The organism is Pseudomonas leptonychotis (genome assembly GCF_004920405.1).
Classification (GTDB): domain Bacteria; phylum Pseudomonadota; class Gammaproteobacteria; order Pseudomonadales; family Pseudomonadaceae; genus Aquipseudomonas; species Aquipseudomonas leptonychotis.
This window is the reverse complement of record NZ_RFLV01000002.1, coordinates 708,864-724,883: the sequence shown is the minus strand read 5'-3', so window position 1 is coordinate 724,883 and position 16,020 is coordinate 708,864. Positions and strand designations below refer to the sequence as shown.

General features: G+C 57.3%; 11 protein-coding genes and 1 pseudogene. 11 read left to right on the top strand and 1 reads right to left on the bottom strand.

Features of this window, described 5'->3' with window-relative positions; translation table 11 throughout:
- Positions 1 to 49: 49 nt before the first annotated feature.
- Positions 50 to 979 carry an alpha/beta fold hydrolase gene (locus tag D8779_RS14005; RefSeq protein ID WP_136665081.1) on the bottom strand — a complete coding sequence of 310 codons (930 nt, stop codon included), beginning with the start codon at positions 977 to 979 and terminating at the stop codon, positions 50 to 52.
- Between the two features lie 110 nt (positions 980 to 1,089).
- On the opposite strand from D8779_RS14005, the gene D8779_RS14000 reads away from it, so the two are divergent.
- From D8779_RS14000 to D8779_RS13950, 11 genes and pseudogenes are all read left to right on the top strand, one after another.
- Positions 1,090 to 1,917 carry a substrate-binding periplasmic protein gene (locus D8779_RS14000; protein ID WP_136665080.1) on the top strand — a complete coding sequence of 276 codons (828 nt, stop codon included), beginning with the start codon at positions 1,090 to 1,092 and terminating at the stop codon, positions 1,915 to 1,917.
- A gap of 9 nt (positions 1,918 to 1,926) precedes the next feature.
- Positions 1,927 to 2,283, top strand: a complete 357-nt coding sequence (locus D8779_RS13995; protein ID WP_405120628.1) for a DUF4398 domain-containing protein — start codon at positions 1,927 to 1,929, stop codon at positions 2,281 to 2,283.
- Positions 2,280 to 3,092, top strand: coding sequence for an OmpA family protein (locus tag D8779_RS13990; protein WP_136665079.1), 813 nt, complete (start codon positions 2,280 to 2,282; stop codon positions 3,090 to 3,092). The genes D8779_RS13995 and D8779_RS13990 overlap by 4 nt, the downstream gene beginning before the upstream one ends.
- A 266-nt stretch (positions 3,093 to 3,358) precedes the next feature.
- Positions 3,359 to 4,816 (top strand): aminotransferase-like domain-containing protein, encoded by a 1,458-nt coding sequence (locus D8779_RS13985; protein ID WP_136665078.1) that lies wholly within the window; start codon positions 3,359 to 3,361, stop codon positions 4,814 to 4,816.
- Positions 4,817 to 5,001: 185 nt separating this feature from the next.
- On the top strand, positions 5,002 to 7,143 hold the full coding sequence (locus tag D8779_RS13980; RefSeq protein WP_167492576.1) for a type I secretion system permease/ATPase: 2,142 nt from the start codon (positions 5,002 to 5,004) through the stop codon (positions 7,141 to 7,143).
- The gene (locus D8779_RS13975) at positions 7,140 to 8,555 is read left to right on the top strand and encodes an HlyD family type I secretion periplasmic adaptor subunit (protein WP_136665076.1); all 1,416 of its coding nucleotides are present in this window, start codon (positions 7,140 to 7,142) and stop codon (positions 8,553 to 8,555) included. Before D8779_RS13980 ends, D8779_RS13975 begins: the two co-directional genes overlap by 4 nt.
- A 140-nt stretch (positions 8,556 to 8,695) precedes the next feature.
- Positions 8,696 to 8,869: pseudogene (locus D8779_RS13970) on the top strand (transposase); the annotation flags it as partial.
- A 329-nt stretch (positions 8,870 to 9,198) separates the two neighbouring features.
- On the top strand, positions 9,199 to 12,675 hold the full coding sequence (locus D8779_RS13965) for a calcium-binding protein (protein WP_136665075.1): 3,477 nt from the start codon (positions 9,199 to 9,201) through the stop codon (positions 12,673 to 12,675).
- A 133-nt stretch (positions 12,676 to 12,808) separates the two neighbouring features.
- Complete coding sequence (locus tag D8779_RS13960; RefSeq protein ID WP_136665074.1) at positions 12,809 to 14,572, top strand: vWA domain-containing protein; 1,764 nt, start codon at positions 12,809 to 12,811, stop codon at positions 14,570 to 14,572.
- Complete coding sequence (locus D8779_RS13955; RefSeq protein ID WP_136665073.1) at positions 14,569 to 15,150, top strand: RNA polymerase sigma factor; 582 nt, start codon at positions 14,569 to 14,571, stop codon at positions 15,148 to 15,150. The genes D8779_RS13960 and D8779_RS13955 overlap by 4 nt, the downstream gene beginning before the upstream one ends.
- A complete protein-coding gene (locus D8779_RS13950) occupies positions 15,147 to 15,911 on the top strand; it encodes a hypothetical protein (protein ID WP_136665072.1) in 765 nt (254 codons plus the stop codon). Before D8779_RS13955 ends, D8779_RS13950 begins: the two co-directional genes overlap by 4 nt.
- Positions 15,912 to 16,020 lie beyond the last annotated feature (109 nt).

The following is a 16,020-nucleotide window of genomic DNA, read 5'->3' as shown; positions in this document are numbered from 1 at the left end:
CAGAAAAAACCCGCTCATTGAGCGGGTTTTTTTATGCTGGGTCGTTTCGTTAGTTCTGTGCGGCCTGGAGAAAGGCGCGGTAGTGGTGTGCCGTCAACTCCGGGCGCTCAATCATCGGCGCATGCCCGGTGTCAGGCAGGATCACCACGTGTGGCTTGCGCAGCAGAGGTTGCATCACTTCAATGCTTGATACATGCAGTACTCGGTCTTCTGCGCCCCAGATGATCAGCGTGGGTGCCTGGATCTTCGGTAACTCCGGCTCCAGCGGAATATAGCGCCCGACCAAGTGGGCAAACACCTGGTCGTAATGTGCGCTATTGGCGATGGCTTGCTCGGCAAAATAGCCTTTGAGCGATTCCGGCAGGTAGGGCGGTTGCACGAAGATAAAGTCGAGCAGGTGTTGAAAATCCTCGGGTTTTTTCACCACCAGCGGATTGGGATCGCCGCGCTGCAGCCTTTGCAGCAGTTCGCTAGATTGCGATGAGGTGATGCCGGCGTTGTCTAGTAGGGCCAGCGTCAACACTTTTTCAGGGTAGCGTGCGGCATATAGCGCGCTGATATGTCCGCCCATGGAATTGCCGATCAAGTTCAGCTGTGCAATTCCCAATGCATCAATCACGCTGGCCAGGCGTTCGGTCTGGGTGCCCACGTCGTAGCTACCGGCAGGTTTGTCGCTGGCGCCGAAGCCGGGCAGGTCGAGGGCAATAACTCGGTAATCCTGACTAAGGTGTCTTGCGAAACGTAGCCAGTTGTCCTTGTTGGCGGCAAAGCCGTGCACCATCAGAATGGTTTGTGCGCTGCTTGGGCCGCCCTCGTAGTAATGAATGCTAAGATCGCCCACGCTGATATGCTTCAGGCTTAGTCCGGCACGCTGTCGCTCCAGCAGCTGAATGCTCGTCAATAAGGCGGCGGGTGACAGGTAGAGCAGGGCGGCGGTGCCAGCGAGCAGTAGCATCAATGCTGCAATCAGTTTTTTCATGGTTAGTCTTTATCGCGAATTCGTATGGATGCGTATTAAGCTAGCATGATCTAGAAGTCTTCCGATGTATGGCCCAGACGCCCATCCAAGGTTAAGCCGAGAAGTCGCCAATGCTCGAACGTGGTTTTTATAGGTCGTTTCTCCTGCTGTTCGCTGCACTGCTGATGCCGGCGTTTGCCGTTGCCGCCGGCAAATGCGAGCGCCTGGTGGCTACCGGTAATCCGGAGTACCCGCCATACCTCTGGCGCGACCCGCAGAATCCTCAGCAATTGATCGGTGCCAATGCTGACTTGCTCCAGCACCTGGCCAAAGAGTTGGGTGTGGTGGTGGACATCATCTATACCGGGCCCTGGTCGCGTGCGCAGGATGAAGTCAGAACTGGACGTGTTGACTTGATTGCCGGCGCATTCCTGACTCTGCCGCGTCTGCAAGTGATGGATTATGTACATCCAGCGTTCTACTACACCTCCAGTGTGGTGTGGGTGCATCGTGGTGCCGAGTTTCCCTATGCCGGCTGGGAAGACCTGCGCGATCGTACGGGCGATACCTTGGTCAACAACAGTTTTGGCCAGCAGTTCGATGCCTACGCCAAGAGCAATCTGACTCTGGAAGGCGTATCCAGCCTGACCCAGGCCTTCCAGAAGCTGCTGTTGGGGCGTACCGATTATGTGCTGTATGAACGCTATCCCGGGCAGGCACTGGCCGATAGCTTGGGCATACAGGATGACCTGCTGGTACTCGACCCGCCGATCTCCAGTGAAGGGTTGTACCTGACGCTGTCACATAACTCGGCCTGCAACGACCCTTGGCTGCGCGGCATGTTGGCGAAGAAAATGACCGAGGCAGTCGCCAGCGGTTTGCCTGAAACCTTGTTGCAGCGCAACTTGCAGCGCTGGAAAGATCAACAGCCCACCCCCGCCGGTGACGCTGAACAGTAGGGGAATTCTGTGATTTATCGACATATTTGTGCGGCACTGCTGCCGTTCATGCTCAGCGCCTGTGCATCGGCCCCTGCGCCTAATGAACAGCTGCGCTTGACTGAGCAGGCGCTTAGCCAAGCCCAAGCTCTGGGTGTTTCTGCTGAGCAATCGGCTTCGTTGGCTTTGGCTGAGAAAAAGCTCGCCCTGGCGCAAACGGCCATGCAAGGCACAGATTTCAAGCAGGCGCGAGTGTATGCCGAGCAGGCTGAATTGGATGCGCGCCTCGCCGAAGCAGAGCACTTGACCCAGAAAAGCCAGATGCAGCTGGCCGAGTTGAGTAATGCCATCAACCGCTTGCGCAAACAGCTGGGAGGCTTGCAATGAAGCCTGCTCAGTTAAGCTTTTGCGCTGTTTTCGCTGCGGTATTGTTGAGCGGCTGTGCGTCATCGCACACGTCCAGTGACCTGGCCCTAAAAGACGCGGATACAGCCTTTCAGCAGGTCAAGGAAGATCCTGATGTGCTGCGCAGCGCACCCAAGGATCTGATCCGCGCCGGCGAGTCGCTGGCCAAAGCCGAGCGACTGTCGAGCTACTGGGGCAGCGCCGATGATGTCGCGCATTATGCTTATCTCAGCCAGCAGTACAGTGCGATCGCCAAGCAAAAGAGCACGCTTAACCTGAACCAAGAGCGTGCGGTCAAGCTAGAGTTGGAGCGCCAGCGTCTGCAGTTGGCGTTGCGTGAAGCTAAGTTGCTCAGCGTGCAGGATCAGAGTAATTGGCTCGAAGAGCAGATGGTCAGCTTGGCCACCAGCCAGAGCGAACGTGGCCTGGTGATGACCCTGGGGGATGTGCTGTTCGATGCCGGTCACTCTGACCTCAAGGCCTCGGCCAATCGCACCGTGCTCAAATTGGTGCAGTTCCTCCAGCTCAATCCGCGCCGTGTCGTGCGCATTGAGGGTTACACGGACAGCCGTGGTGATGCTCAGGAAAATCTGCAACTCTCGCGTGCTCGCGCGCAGGCGGTGGCGGACGTGCTGGTTGATCTCGGCATTGAGGCTAAACGCATCACGGTGCAGGGGCATGGCGAAAGCTTCCCGGTTACCGAGAATGCCTCCGTCAAGGGGCGCGCGCAGAACCGTCGGGTCGAGATTGTCTTCTCTGATGAACAGGGTCGCCTGGGCGATTCACGCTAGATTGCCTCGCGCAGTGCACAGCCTCGGTTTACCGGGGCTTTTTATTGCCCGCCATTCAGGCTAACAGCCCCGAATGCGGCGTTTAAAAGCGCGCCGAACACTCGTTGTCGATTGCGGAGTGCTCTAGCACAGTTTTAGCTGATTGCTATTGCTCCGTTACAGTCCTGGCGGATTGCAATTGTATCGCCCACAATTAACTGAGCTGTACCGGTGCAATTTCATATTGCCGGTTTACTGTTACGGTTCAGTCAAGCAGGAACGCGGTCATGACCAATCTGTTGCTTTATCAGCGCATCGCTCAACAGCTGGCGGAAGACATCCGCCGTGGTGTTTACCAGCCCGGCGAGCGGGTGCCCTCGGTGCGTAAGATGAGTGCGCAGCTCAGCGTCAGCCACGCTACCGTGTTGCAGGCTTACGCCAATCTGGAAGATCAGGGCTTGATTCGCGCGCGCCCTCAATCCGGTTTCTATGTGCACCAGACTCCGGCCCTGACTGCGCCAACCCCGGATATCGCCCGCGTAGAGCGCCCTGGCCTGGTGACGCGCAGCAGCATCATCAATCAGGTGCTTGCTGAGTCGCGCCGCGAGGGTGTGTTCCCCCTCGGAGCGGCGGTGCCGCATGTGGATTACCTACCGGTGCGCGCGTTGCACCAGCAATTGGCCAAGGTTACCCGCTTCCATAGCGCGCGAGCCTTTAGTTATATGTTCAGCCCAGGTTTCGAACCGCTGCGCCGTCAGGTGGCGATCCGCATGCGCGATGCCGGCGTAGTGGTTGATCCGACTGAGGTGGTGATCACCCATGGCTGCGTCGATGCCCTGCAGATGAGCCTGCGCGTGCTGACAAAACCCGGTGATCTGATCGCCGCCGAATCACCGACCTACTATGGGCTGCTGCAACTTGCCGATCTGCTCGGTTTGAAAGTGATCGAAATTCCCAGCGACCCGACCACCGGCATCAGTCTGGAGGCCTTGCAACTGGCGGCCAACCAGTGGCCGATCAAGGCGCTGGTACTGACTGCACGGTTGAGTAACCCGCTGGGTGGCACCATTCCCGAAGAGCGTCAGCGTCAGCTGCTGCGTTTGGCGAGTGACTACGATATTCAGATCATCGAAGACGATATCTACGGTGAGCTGATGTTTGAACAAGGCCCGACCAAAGCGCTCAAATCTCACGATCGAGAAGGGCGAGTGGTGTACTGCTCGAGTTTCTCGAAAACGCTTTCACCTGGTGTGCGCATCGGCTGGATCATCGCGGGTAAGTATCAAGAAGAGATCCAGCGCCTGCAGACCTTCAGCACCCACTCGGCGTGTAGCGTGACCCAGATGGCGGTGGCGGCGTATCTGGAAAACGGCGGCTATGACCGCCACCTGCGCTTTATCCGTCAGGAGTACCGCAAGAACCTCAGCGCTTTTCAGCTGGCGGTGCAGCAGTATTTCCCCGAAGGCACGCAGATGAGCCGGCCCAAGGGCGGTTTTATTCTCTGGGTCAGCCTACCCGCGCGGGTTAATACCAAGGACCTGCACGTAAGTGCCCTGCAGCAGGGCATCAGCATTGCGCCGGGGTTGATCTTTAGCACCACCGAGCAGTTCAACCATTGCATCCGCCTCAATTGTGGCATCCCGTGGAACCGTGAGGCTGAGCGGGCGTTGATGACCCTGGGCATGTTGGCCGGACAGTTGTGTCAGGAGGTCGGAGAGGGGATGGATGGTCAACGGCATTTTTAAGTGTGGGAGGTGATCTGGCCCGCTTTTTTGCCTAGAACATTTGACCGGCACCTCGCCATTACGTAAAAAGCCTCCTCGCAACTTATTGACGAGAGCAATTCGCTGTTCGGCATAAGTTCATGGATAGAGCAGTTGGCGGTATTGCTGACAACTGCAATAAAATTTTGCACATTGCAAGGATGCAAATGCCAGAAGTCTTCTCCGAGCCAGCCCCGCTCGACACGGGCCTTGCCTGCCTAGTAATGCTTGCACGTTTCCACAACGTCGCTGCATCCCCCGAACAACTCATCCACGAATACGCCGAAGACGGCCGTCTGTTTGGTCGCACTGAGGTGCTCTTGGCGGCCAAGAAGCTTGGTTTAAAAGCCAAGTCTGCACGCAGCTCGCTGTCCCGCTTGAGCCATACACCGTTGCCGGCCATAGCCGCTGATGGCGATGGGCGCTTCTTTATCATCGCCCGCCTGGATGACGGTAAAGCACTGATCCATGACCCGCAGGCACAGCGGCCTGAAGTGTTGAGTCTCGAAGATCTGGACGCGCGCTGGACCGGCGAGTTGATCCTCATTCGTTCTGAGTCCTCGCTGGCTGGCGATCTGGCGCGTTTCGACTTCAGCTGGTTTATCCCGGCCATTGTTAAGTACCGCAAGCTGCTCGGCGAAGTGCTGCTGGTGTCGTTTGTCCTCAATATTTTTGCACTGCTCACGCCACTGTTCTTCCAGGTGGTGATGGACAAGGTGCTGGTGCACCGCGGCCTGACCACCTTGGACGTGATCGCAATTGGCCTGCTTGGCATCATGATCTTCGAGACCGTGCTCAGTGGCTTACGCAGCTATGTCTTCGCCCACACCGCCAGCCGCATTGATGTGGAACTGGGTTCGCGACTGTTCCGCCATCTGGTGACTTTGCCACTGGCCTATTTTCAGGCACGGCGGGTCGGTGATTCGGTTGCACGCGTACGCGAGCTGGAAAACATCCGTAGCTTCCTCACCGGCAACAGCATCACCCTGATTCTGGATGTGCTGTTCTCGGTGGTGTTTATTGCCGTGATGTTTATGTACAGCAGCTGGCTGACCCTGGTGGTGATTTTGTCGCTGCCGCTGTACTTCATTGTGTCGTTGCTGATCACGCCGGTGTTGCGGGCGCGCCTAAACGAGAGCTTTACCCGTGGCGCGGAAAACCAGGCCTTTCTGGTGGAAACCATAAACGGCATCGACACCCTCAAGTCGATGGCGGTGGAACCGCAGATCAACCGCAAATGGGACAACCAGTTGGCCGGTTATGTGGCCGCCAGCTTCAAGACTCAAACCCTTTCGACCATCGCCAATGAAAGTGTCGGCTTTATCGGGAAACTGGTAACCGTGACGACCCTATGGTTGGGCGCGCGCTTGGTGGTTGAGGGTGACCTGAGTGTCGGTCAGTTGATCGCCTTCAACATGCTCGCTGGCCGGGTGTCGCAACCCATCATGCGACTGGCTCAGTTGTGGACCAACTTCCAGCAGACTGGCGTTTCCGTGCAGCGCTTGGGCGACATTCTCAATACCCGTACAGAACTGTCTCAGGACTCGCGTAGCGCGCTGCCACCCTTGCGCGGCGATGTTGAGTTTGATCAAGTGCAGTTCCGCTATCGCCCCGATGGCTCGGAAGTGCTGCGCGGCATCAGCCTGACCATCCAAGCGGGTGAAGTGATTGGCGTGGTCGGCCGTTCCGGCTCCGGCAAAAGCACCCTGACAAGATTGCTGCAGCGCCTCTACACCCCCGAGCGGGGCCGCGTGCTGGTTGACGGCATGGATCTGGCCCTGGCCGATGTCTCCTCCCTGCGCCGGCAGATCGGCGTGGTGCTGCAAGACAACATGCTGTTCGCCCGCAGCATCCGCGAGAACATTGCCCTAGTTGACCCGGGCACCCCCATCGAAGCGGTGATGCAGGCGGCCAAGATGGCCGGTGCTCACGAGTTTATCCTGGAGCTGCCGGAAGGCTACGACACCGTAGTCGGTGAACACGGCGCCTCACTGTCCGGCGGTCAGCGCCAACGCATCGCCATCGCCCGCGCGCTGATCGGCAACCCGCGCATCCTGATCTTCGACGAAGCCACCAGTGCCTTGGACTACGAGTCCGAACGCATCATTCAGCAGAACATGCAGGCCATCTGCAAAGGCCGTACGGTGATCATCATCGCCCACCGGCTGTCTGCCGTACGCGACGCCAACCGCATCCTGGTGATGGACCGCGGCCAGATCGTCGAGCAAGGCAGCCATAACGAACTGCTGACTCATCAAGCGGGGCATTACTCGCGCTTACACCGCCTGCAACACGGCGGTGCCGCATGAGCGCTAAACGTGACTTGCTTAACCGCTACCGCCAGGCCTGGCGACACTCCTGGCAAAACCGCAAAGCCATGGACGCGCCGGCGCGGCTAAACCACGAAGTGCAATTTCTGCCGGCTGCGTTGGCCTTGCAGGAACAGCCGGTGCATCCAGCGCCACGCTATACCCAATGGATCATCATGGCCTTTGCCGCCCTGACCCTGCTGTGGGCCTGTGTGGGCGAAATTGATGTGGTGGCCACAGCCAGTGGCAAGATCGTGCCCAGCGGTAAGAGCAAAGTTATCCAGCCCAGTGAAGTGGCCGTAGTCAAAGCCATTCACGTGTACGACGGGCAGCAAGTCAAAATCGGTGACCTGCTGATTGAGCTGGACACCAGTCAGACCCGCGCCGATGTCGAGCGCCTGAACGGCGACCTGCTTGCGGCCCAAATCGACAGTGCTCGCGCAACAGCCTTGCTTGAGGCGATTCAGACCAACGCGTCGCCCGCCAGCCTGGCGCAACTGATTCCCCATGCCAGCGCCGAACAGCAATTAGCGGCGCAGCGCTGGCTGCAAGGTCAATACCTAGAGCTGCAAAGCACCTTGGAGCAAAGCGCAGCCGCCATTGAGCAACGCAGTGCCGAAATGCAGGCGGCGCAAAGCACGGTGGCCTCGCTGCAGCAAAGTTTGCCGATCACTCGCGAACTGGCCGCCGACTACAAGCGTCTGCTCGACAAACAGTTTGTTGCCAAACATGCCTACCTGGAAAAGCAGCAGATCCTCCTCGATCAGGAGCGCGAGCTGGGCACCCAACAATCGCGCGTACGCGAACTCAGTGCTGCGAAAAAGGCCGCACAAAGCCAACAGAACAGTGTGATCGCGCAAACCCGCCGCGCCATGCTCGATCTGCAACACGAATCCGAACAACGCGCCGCTGCACTTACCCAGGAGCTTAGGAAGGCTCAACAACGCGACAGCCTAAGGCGCCTCACCGCCCCAGTAGACGGCACCGTGCAGCAACTGGCAATCCACACCAATGGCGGGGTAGTTACCGAAGCCCAGCCACTGATGGTCATCGTGCCCAGCGACCAGCCGGTGGAAGTGGAAGCCATGCTAGAGAACAAAGACATTGGCTTTGTGAGGGCAGGGCAAACCGTCGAGATCAAAGTCGAGACCTTCAGCTTCACCAAATACGGCGTGGTGGACGGCATCGTGATCAGCATCTCCAACGACGCCATCGAAGACGAGAAGCTGGGCTTGGTCTACAGCGCACGCATTCAACTGAAGCAGGACAGTATTCAGGTGGGGGCCAACAAGATCGCGCTGTCGCCGGGTATGGCGGTCAGGGCGGAAGTGAAGACGGATAAGAGGAAGGTTATCGATTACTTCCTAAGCCCCTTGCAACAGCACGCGGCGGAAAGTTTGGACGAGCGGTAGGGTGGGCCGCGCAGCGACGTAACCCACTCTAATGGCGATATCCACTGCTGGGAGCGCGGTATAAATGCGCCAAGGGTAATGGGGTAAACAGAGCGATTTTATGTGCTCAGATAGAAATAAATCTGTCCCTTTATGTGCTGCAGGTGCGCGCCAAGGTCGAGCATCCGTTTGGGGTGATCAAGCGCCAGTTCGGTTATGTGAAAACGCGCTTTCGTGGCCTGGCGAAGAACACGGCCCAACTGGTGACGCTGATCGCGCTGTCGAAACTGTGGATGGCGCGCAGACATTTACTGGCGAATGCAAGAGCAGGATAGGTGCGCCTGTAATGCGGAGAATAGCCGCTGCGAGGTGCTCGCAGCGGCTAAAAATACTGAACTGAGCGGAATATCTGATCGATTTTTTTTAAAAATCAACAATGGTGAAGTCAGCTAGAAATACATGGCTACTTCAATCATCCCTATTAGGTTTTGCGCGCTTTACCGTGTGGGTGTATTTTTGCTATCGGTAAGGCCTGTGTGCTTTTCTGTTGTGTTTAGTAGCTGTTGTTCAAATTTACTGCATCAATTCGGAGTCCCTGGAAAATAATGCTTTTGTAATGAGTGTAAACCAAGGTTGGGATGTAAATTCTATTAAGGAGCTATAGATGTCTACGCCGGAAAAATCAGGAAGTAAATTTCTTTTAAGTAATACTGAGGGAAAACAAGGCCATCCAGAGTTAGCCTTATTGACAGGTGGTCGATTTATTGCTGTATGGGCTCTTGAAGTTCAGGGCTCCGAGAGTGGCGAAGTTTGGGCGCAGCTGTTTAATTCAGACGGTAGTAAGGTGGGCGCAGATTTTTTCGTCAGCAGCATGGGCGCTTTGCGTGGTGATCCTGTGGTGACGGCATTAGCTGGTGGGGGCTTTGTCGTCGCTTGGGGAGGTATTGATCAAGGCATGGATGGCAATAACAGTGCTGAAGTAAGGGCTCAGCTATTCAACTCGGATGGGGGTAAATTAAATAGTGAGTTTTTGGTTAATACAACAACAGAAAGTTGGCAGCATAGTCCTGCCTTATGTGCTTTGCCGGATGGGAGGTTTGTCGCAGCGTGGGCCGATGGTAGCGAAAGTCAGGACGATAGCAGTGGTTCGGCTGTGCGTGCGCAAGTATTTGAGGCGAATGGTAGCAAGTCGGGGGGCGAGTTCCTGGTAAATACTGTTACAGCTAATTCGCAATATGCGCCCTCGGTGAGTGCGCTGGCTGACGGAATTTTTGTTGTTACATATGCGGCGGACTTGAATGCTAAGAATTTAAGTAGCGAAGTCCGAGCGCAAGTATTTAATGGCGGTGCTGGAAAAGTGGGGGAGGAGATTGTAGTTAATACTACAGTGAACGATTTTGGCTCCTACTCGGAAGTCGCTGTGCTGGCTGATGGGCGATTTGTGGTTGCCTACAACAATAACCATGAGGTGCGTGCGCAGATATTCAATGCGGATGGCAGTAGGTCTGCCTCAGAGTTTTTAGTGAACTCCACTACTGATGGTTGGCAACATAATCCTACGGTGACTGCCTTGGCTGATGGGCGCTTTGTTATCGCTTGGGAGGATGCTCCACTCGCGGGCAGCGGTGGCTTTAAAACTATTCGATGTCAGATGTTCAGTCCCAATGGCAATAAGGATGGCGAGGATTTTTCTGTAATAACCTGGCCTGAGGGTTTTCCCGACAGTCCGCAATTGGTTACGTTGGCCGATGGTCGTTTTCTTGTGTCCTGGTCAAGTTACAAAGGGGTTCAGGGGCAAATATATGATCCAGGTCAGGTCGCTGTCACATTGCTGGGTACGGAGCATGATGATGTTCTGATTGGCACCTCCCTAGACGACACTCTTACAGGTAATGCAGGCAATGATCATCTAGTTGGATTAGCAGGAGATGATCGATTAATCGGTGGCGAAGGCACCGACAGCTTGGATGGCGGCACGGGCGATGATTTTATGGCCGGTGGTGCGGGTGATGACCTGTATACGGTCGATTCAACTGGGGATGTGGTGGTCGAGGAGTTTAATGCGGGTATTGATACAGTTAAGTCGAGCGTGGATTTCTTCCTGGGTGCCAATATCGAGAACCTGACCCTGACCGGCAACACCGCAGTGATTGGGGGCGGCAACGAACGGGACAACATCATCCGTGGTAACAGCGCAGATAACGTCCTGTTCGGTGGTGACGGTAATGACCGGCTCTATGGCGGTGATGGTAACGACGAATTGCATGACGGCAGCGGTGACGACTATTTGAACGGTGGATTGGGCGCTGATCGGCTGTTTGGTGGTGAAGGTAATGACCGTCTTTCGGGCGGTGAAGGTGATGACTATCTGTTTGATTTCGAAGGCAATAACAATCTGCAGGGCGGAGCTGGCAATGACGGTCTCCATGCCGGCGAAGGCAATGATCGCCTAAGTGGCGGCAATGGCAATGATCACCTTGATGGCGGCGAGGGCGATGATCGTCTCTACGGCAACGCAGGTGATGATGAATTGCTTGGCCAGGCCGGAAATGACTACCTGAACGGTGGCGACGGCAATGACATACTGAATGGCGGAGAGGGTGACGACAGGCTCGAAGGCGGCGCCGGTGATGATCATTTGATGGGAATGGCGGGCAATGACCGTCTTTCGGGCGGTGAAGGTAATGACCATCTGTTTGATTTCGAGGGCAATAACCATCTGCAGGGTGGCGCTGGCAATGACCGTCTGCATGCCGGCGAAGGCAACGACAGCTTGGATGGCGGCACGGGCGATGACTTTATGGTCGGTGGTGCGGGTGATGACCTGTATACGGTCGACTCGTTTGGTGATGTAGCGGTCGAAGAGTTTGACGGTGGCATCGATACGGTTAAGTCGAGCGTGGATTTCTTCCTGGGTACCAATATCGAGAACCTGGTCCTGACCGGCAGCACCGCCGTGATGGGGGGCGGCAACGAGCTGGACAACAGCATCCGTGGCAACAGCGCTGATAACGTCCTGTTCAGTGGTGACGGCAATGACAGCCTAGAGGGTGGCGCGGGAGATGACCGACTGTTTGGTGGTGAAGGCAATGATCGTCTAAGTGGCGGCAATGGCAATGATCGCCTTGATGGCGGCGAGGGTGATGATCGTCTCTACGGCAACGCAGGTGATGATGAATTGCTTGGCCAGGCCGGAAATGACTATCTGAACGGCGGCGACGGCAATGACATGCTGGAGGGCGGAGAGGGTGACGACACACTCGAAGGCGGCGCCGGTGATGACCATCTGATGGGAATGGCGGGCAATGACCGTCTCTCGGGCGGTGAAGGTGATGACCATCTGTTTGATTTCGAGGGTAATAACAATCTGCAGGGTGGCGCTGGTAATGATCGTCTGCATGCCGGCGAAGGTAACGACAGCCTGAATGGCGGCACGGGCGATGACTTTATGGCCGGTGGTGCGGGTGATGACCTGTATACGGTCGATTCGACTGGGGATGTGGTGGTCGAGGAGTTTAATGCGGGTATTGATACGGTTAAGTCGAGCGTAGATTTCTTCCTGGGTACCAATATCGAGAACCTGATCCTGACCGGCAGCACCGCAGTGATGGGGGGCGGCAACGAGCTGGACAACAACATCCGTGGCAACAGCGCTGATAACGTCCTGTTCAGTGGTGACGGCAATGACCGGCTCTATGGCGGGGCCGGTAATGATGTTCTGGACGGCGGTGCCGGCAACGACAGCCTTGATGGTGGGGCGGGTTCCGATACTTATAGGTTTGGTGTTGGGTCGGGGCAGGACCGCATTACCAACAACGACAGTTCCCCCGATAGCCTAGATACCTTACTTTTTAGCGATGGCATATCGATGGTACAGCTGTGGTTTAGAAAGAGCGGTTCTAGTCTGGAAGTCAGCATCATAGGTACCGGCGACAAGGCGAGCATCAGTAGTTGGTACTCCGGTAGCAATTTCCATCTGGACCAGTTCAAGACGGCCGATGGTAGAACCTTGCTCGATGGTCAGGTGCAGAACCTAGTCGATGCTATGGCCTCCTTCGGCGTGCCGCCAGGTGGCGAGGGTAATCTTACGGCCGACCAACGTGATCAGTTGAATATGGTGATTGCGGCCAACTGGCAGTAACGCCAAACGCTAGGTGAACAAGAAAGGCCCATCGAGAGATGGGCCTTTTTATTTGTGCGGCAATTAACCCGTATAAGTAGCCCTAGCCGTCTACCTGAGTGAATGCTTTATTCGTTCGCTCAGGAGGTGCCCCATGTCTACTTATCCCGTTTTGCTCACTCGCCTGCTGCTGGTAGGCTTCGCTGCCGGCATGTTGGTTGCGCTCGGTGCCTGCAGTGCGTCCGGCCCCGATGCGCAAGACAGTGCTAACACCGTTGCCACGGCGGGCAGCCCGGCGCAGGTGGCGGAGCAGCTTGGCGCGTTAAGGCACGCCGAGTCACGCGCGAAACTGGCTGCACCTCCAGCCGCCGAGATAGAGCGCAAGGCCGAGGCCGCGGGAGCCGCTATTGCCGATATGGCTTATGCACCCATGCCCAGTGTGGTCGCCGAGGCGCTGCCGCCTGGTTACCGCGACGAGGGTCGTGAGCAATACCAGAAGCTGGCCAATAATCCTGTGCATGCAGTCGCCGAGACGCCGGTCTCGACCTTCAGTATTGATGTGGATACCGGCAGCTATGCCAATGTTCGACGCTTTCTCAATGGCGGGCAGCTGCCGCCGCAGGATGCGGTGCGCTTGGAGGAGTTGGTCAACTACTTCCCTTACGCCTACCCATTGCCGACAGGTAATGCGCCGTTTGGTATCAATACCGAGCTGGCGGTGACGCCGTGGAATTCAGAAAGCCGTTTGCTGCGTATCGCCATCAAAGCTTCCGACTTGCGGGTAGACGAGCTGCCGCCGGCCAATCTGGTGTTTTTGGTGGATGTGTCCGGCTCGATGGATCGCCGTGACGGCTTGCCGCTGGTACAGAGCACTTTGAAGCTGTTGGTTGAGCAATTGCGCGCCGAGGATAAGGTGTCGCTGGTGGTCTACGCGGGCTCATCTAGTGTGGTGCTGGAGCCTACAGCCGGCAGCAAAAAGGCCAAGATTCGTGCGGCGATCGATCAACTTACAGCGGGCGGTTCCACTGCCGGCGAGCCGGGCATCCAGCTGGCCTACCAACAGGCGCAGCAGGGCTTTATTGAGGGAGGGATCAACCGCATTCTGTTGGCCACCGATGGCGACTTCAACGTGGGCATCAGCGACTTTGAAAGCCTTAAGCAGCTGGCTGCTGACAAGCGCAAAACGGGCGTGTCGCTGACCACCCTGGGCTTTGGCACCGACAACTACAACGAACAGTTGATGGAGCAACTGGCCGATGCCGGCGATGGCAATTACGCCTATATCGACAACCTGCGTGAAGCGCGCAAGGTGTTGGTTGATCAGCTCAGCTCGACCCTGGCCACGGTGGCCAGTGATGTAAAGATTCAGGTCGAGTTCAACCCGGCGCAGGTCAGCGAGTACCGCCTGCTGGGTTACGAGAACCGCGCGCTGAAGCGTGAGGATTTCAGTAACGACAAGGTCGATGCCGGTGAAATCGGTGCCGGCCATACGGTGACAGCGCTCTATGAAGTGGTGCCGGTGGGTGGCAAAGGCTGGCTGGAGCCGCTGCGTTATCAGCACGCGGTCAAAGCGGGCAGCCCGTCGGGCGAACTGGCCTGGCTGCGCATTCGCTACAAAGCGCCAGGGCAGGGTGTGAGCAAGTTGTTGGAGCAGCCGATTCAGGCCGCCGATGTACGTGCCGTTAGCCAGGCCAGTGAAGACCTGCGCTTTGCCGCCGCGGTGGCGGCCTTCGCTCAACAGCTGAAAGGTGATAAATACACCGGGCGTTTTAGCCTGGCCGACAGCGCCGAGCTGGCGCGCAACGCCAGGGGCGACGATCGTTTCGGTCTGCGCGGCGAGTTTGTGCAGCTGGTGGAACTGGCGCAGAGCCTGCAAACTGCGGATTCCCGTACCACTACCGCACGAGTACAGCAGTGAACCAATCCCTCCCGGATGACGACGCCGCCTTGTTGCGGCGTTACCGCCACGGTGATGCGGCGGCTTTTGCCGAGTTGTATCAACGCCATCGGCTTGGCTTGTTCCGCTTTCTGCTCGGCTTGTGTGGCGACCACGCCTTGGCCGAGGAAGTGTTTCAGGACACCTGGATGAGCTTGATCCGCAGCCAGAGCGAGCAGCGTGAAGCTGTTCAGTTCAAGACTTGGCTGTATCAGATCGGTCGCAACCGGCTGATCGATCATTGGCGCAAGCATGGTCGGCATCAGACGGGGCATGCTGAGTACGATGAACAGCAGCATGCCCCGCACGACCCGCAACCGAACCCCGAGCAGCTGCTGAGCCTCAGTCGTGATCAGCAACGCTTGCAGGCTGCACTGAAAGATTTGCCAGATGAGCAGCGTGAAGTGTTTTTGCTGCGCGCTCAAGGTGATCTGGAGCTGGCCGAGATTGCCGAGTTGACCCAGATACCCGCCGAGACGGTGAAAAGCCGATTGCGCTATGCCCTGCAGAAGTTACGTCGGCTGTTGGCTGACCCGGCCGCCGAGGAGTTGCCCGTATGAACCACGATCAACACATGACCGATGAGCAGGAACGGCAAATGCTTGAGCATTTCCGCCAGCACAGCGGCGGCGAGCCCAGCGCGCAGCTGGATGCGCAGATTCTCGCGGCGGCCAGTGCCGCCGTGCGTAACGTGGCCATAGATGAGACCCGGCCGGGTTTGGCCGCTCGTCTGCATAGCTGGCTATTTGGCGCTGGCGGTCGGCAGCGTTGGTCGGTGGCGTTGGCCGGAGTGGCCTGCCTGGGCATTGGCGTGAGCCTGACCTGGCGCACCGTCGAGCAGGCTCCAGATGCCTTCGACGCCTTGCCCAGCGGCGCGCCCATGGCGCCTGCTGCGGCGAGGATGGCACCTCAATCTGCACCACTGGCAGAATCCGCTGCAGTGGCTGATGAAGCAGAGCGTTCACGGGCAGCGCAGCCTGCACCGGTGATCCAGGGCTACAGCGCCGATGGCGCCAAGGCCGAGAAAAAGCTTTCGGCCGGTGCATCCAGTCAGCTTTTGCATGAAGAATCTTCGGCTGATGCGTTGCATGAGCAACTGCCACAAGCAGCCCGTGCGCCTGCTGTATCAGCCCCCGAAAAGTCTGCAGAAGCGGCCGCCAGCCAGGCTCAACAGCAACTGCGCCGCGAGTTGCAACGCGTGCTCAAATTACGCCGTGATGGCTGGACGGATGAAGCCGATACCTTGCTGCTGCAGCTGATGCGTAAGTACCCAGAGCTGGATATAGACGCGCTGTTGCAGCAGCTACAGACCACGCAATAAGGCCGTGGAGGTCAGTTGTCGGCGGTCATCAATGACGATGGCTGTCGGCCTGCTGCTTATACCAGCGGGCCGTTGAAAACGTAGGCGAGGCAGCCGAGGCTGTTTTTAA

What these genes read in the sequence shown, in the direction of transcription:
- D8779_RS13950 (WP_136665072.1), top strand. Translation starts at nt 15,147, where the DNA reads ATGAACCACGATCAACACATGACCGATGAGCAGGAACGGCAAATGCTT.
- D8779_RS13985 (WP_136665078.1), top strand. Translation starts at nt 3,359, where the DNA reads ATGACCAATCTGTTGCTTTATCAGCGCATCGCTCAACAGCTGGCGGAA.
- D8779_RS13980 (WP_167492576.1), top strand. Translation starts at nt 5,002, where the DNA reads ATGCCAGAAGTCTTCTCCGAGCCAGCCCCGCTCGACACGGGCCTTGCC.
- D8779_RS13960 (WP_136665074.1), top strand. Translation starts at nt 12,809, where the DNA reads ATGTCTACTTATCCCGTTTTGCTCACTCGCCTGCTGCTGGTAGGCTTC.
- D8779_RS13990 (WP_136665079.1), top strand. Translation starts at nt 2,280, where the DNA reads ATGAAGCCTGCTCAGTTAAGCTTTTGCGCTGTTTTCGCTGCGGTATTG.
- D8779_RS14005 (WP_136665081.1), bottom strand. Translation starts at nt 979, where the DNA reads ATGAAAAAACTGATTGCAGCATTGATGCTACTGCTCGCTGGCACCGCC.
- D8779_RS13975 (WP_136665076.1), top strand. Translation starts at nt 7,140, where the DNA reads ATGAGCGCTAAACGTGACTTGCTTAACCGCTACCGCCAGGCCTGGCGA.
- D8779_RS13965 (WP_136665075.1), top strand. Translation starts at nt 9,199, where the DNA reads ATGTCTACGCCGGAAAAATCAGGAAGTAAATTTCTTTTAAGTAATACT.
- D8779_RS14000 (WP_136665080.1), top strand. Translation starts at nt 1,090, where the DNA reads ATGCTCGAACGTGGTTTTTATAGGTCGTTTCTCCTGCTGTTCGCTGCA.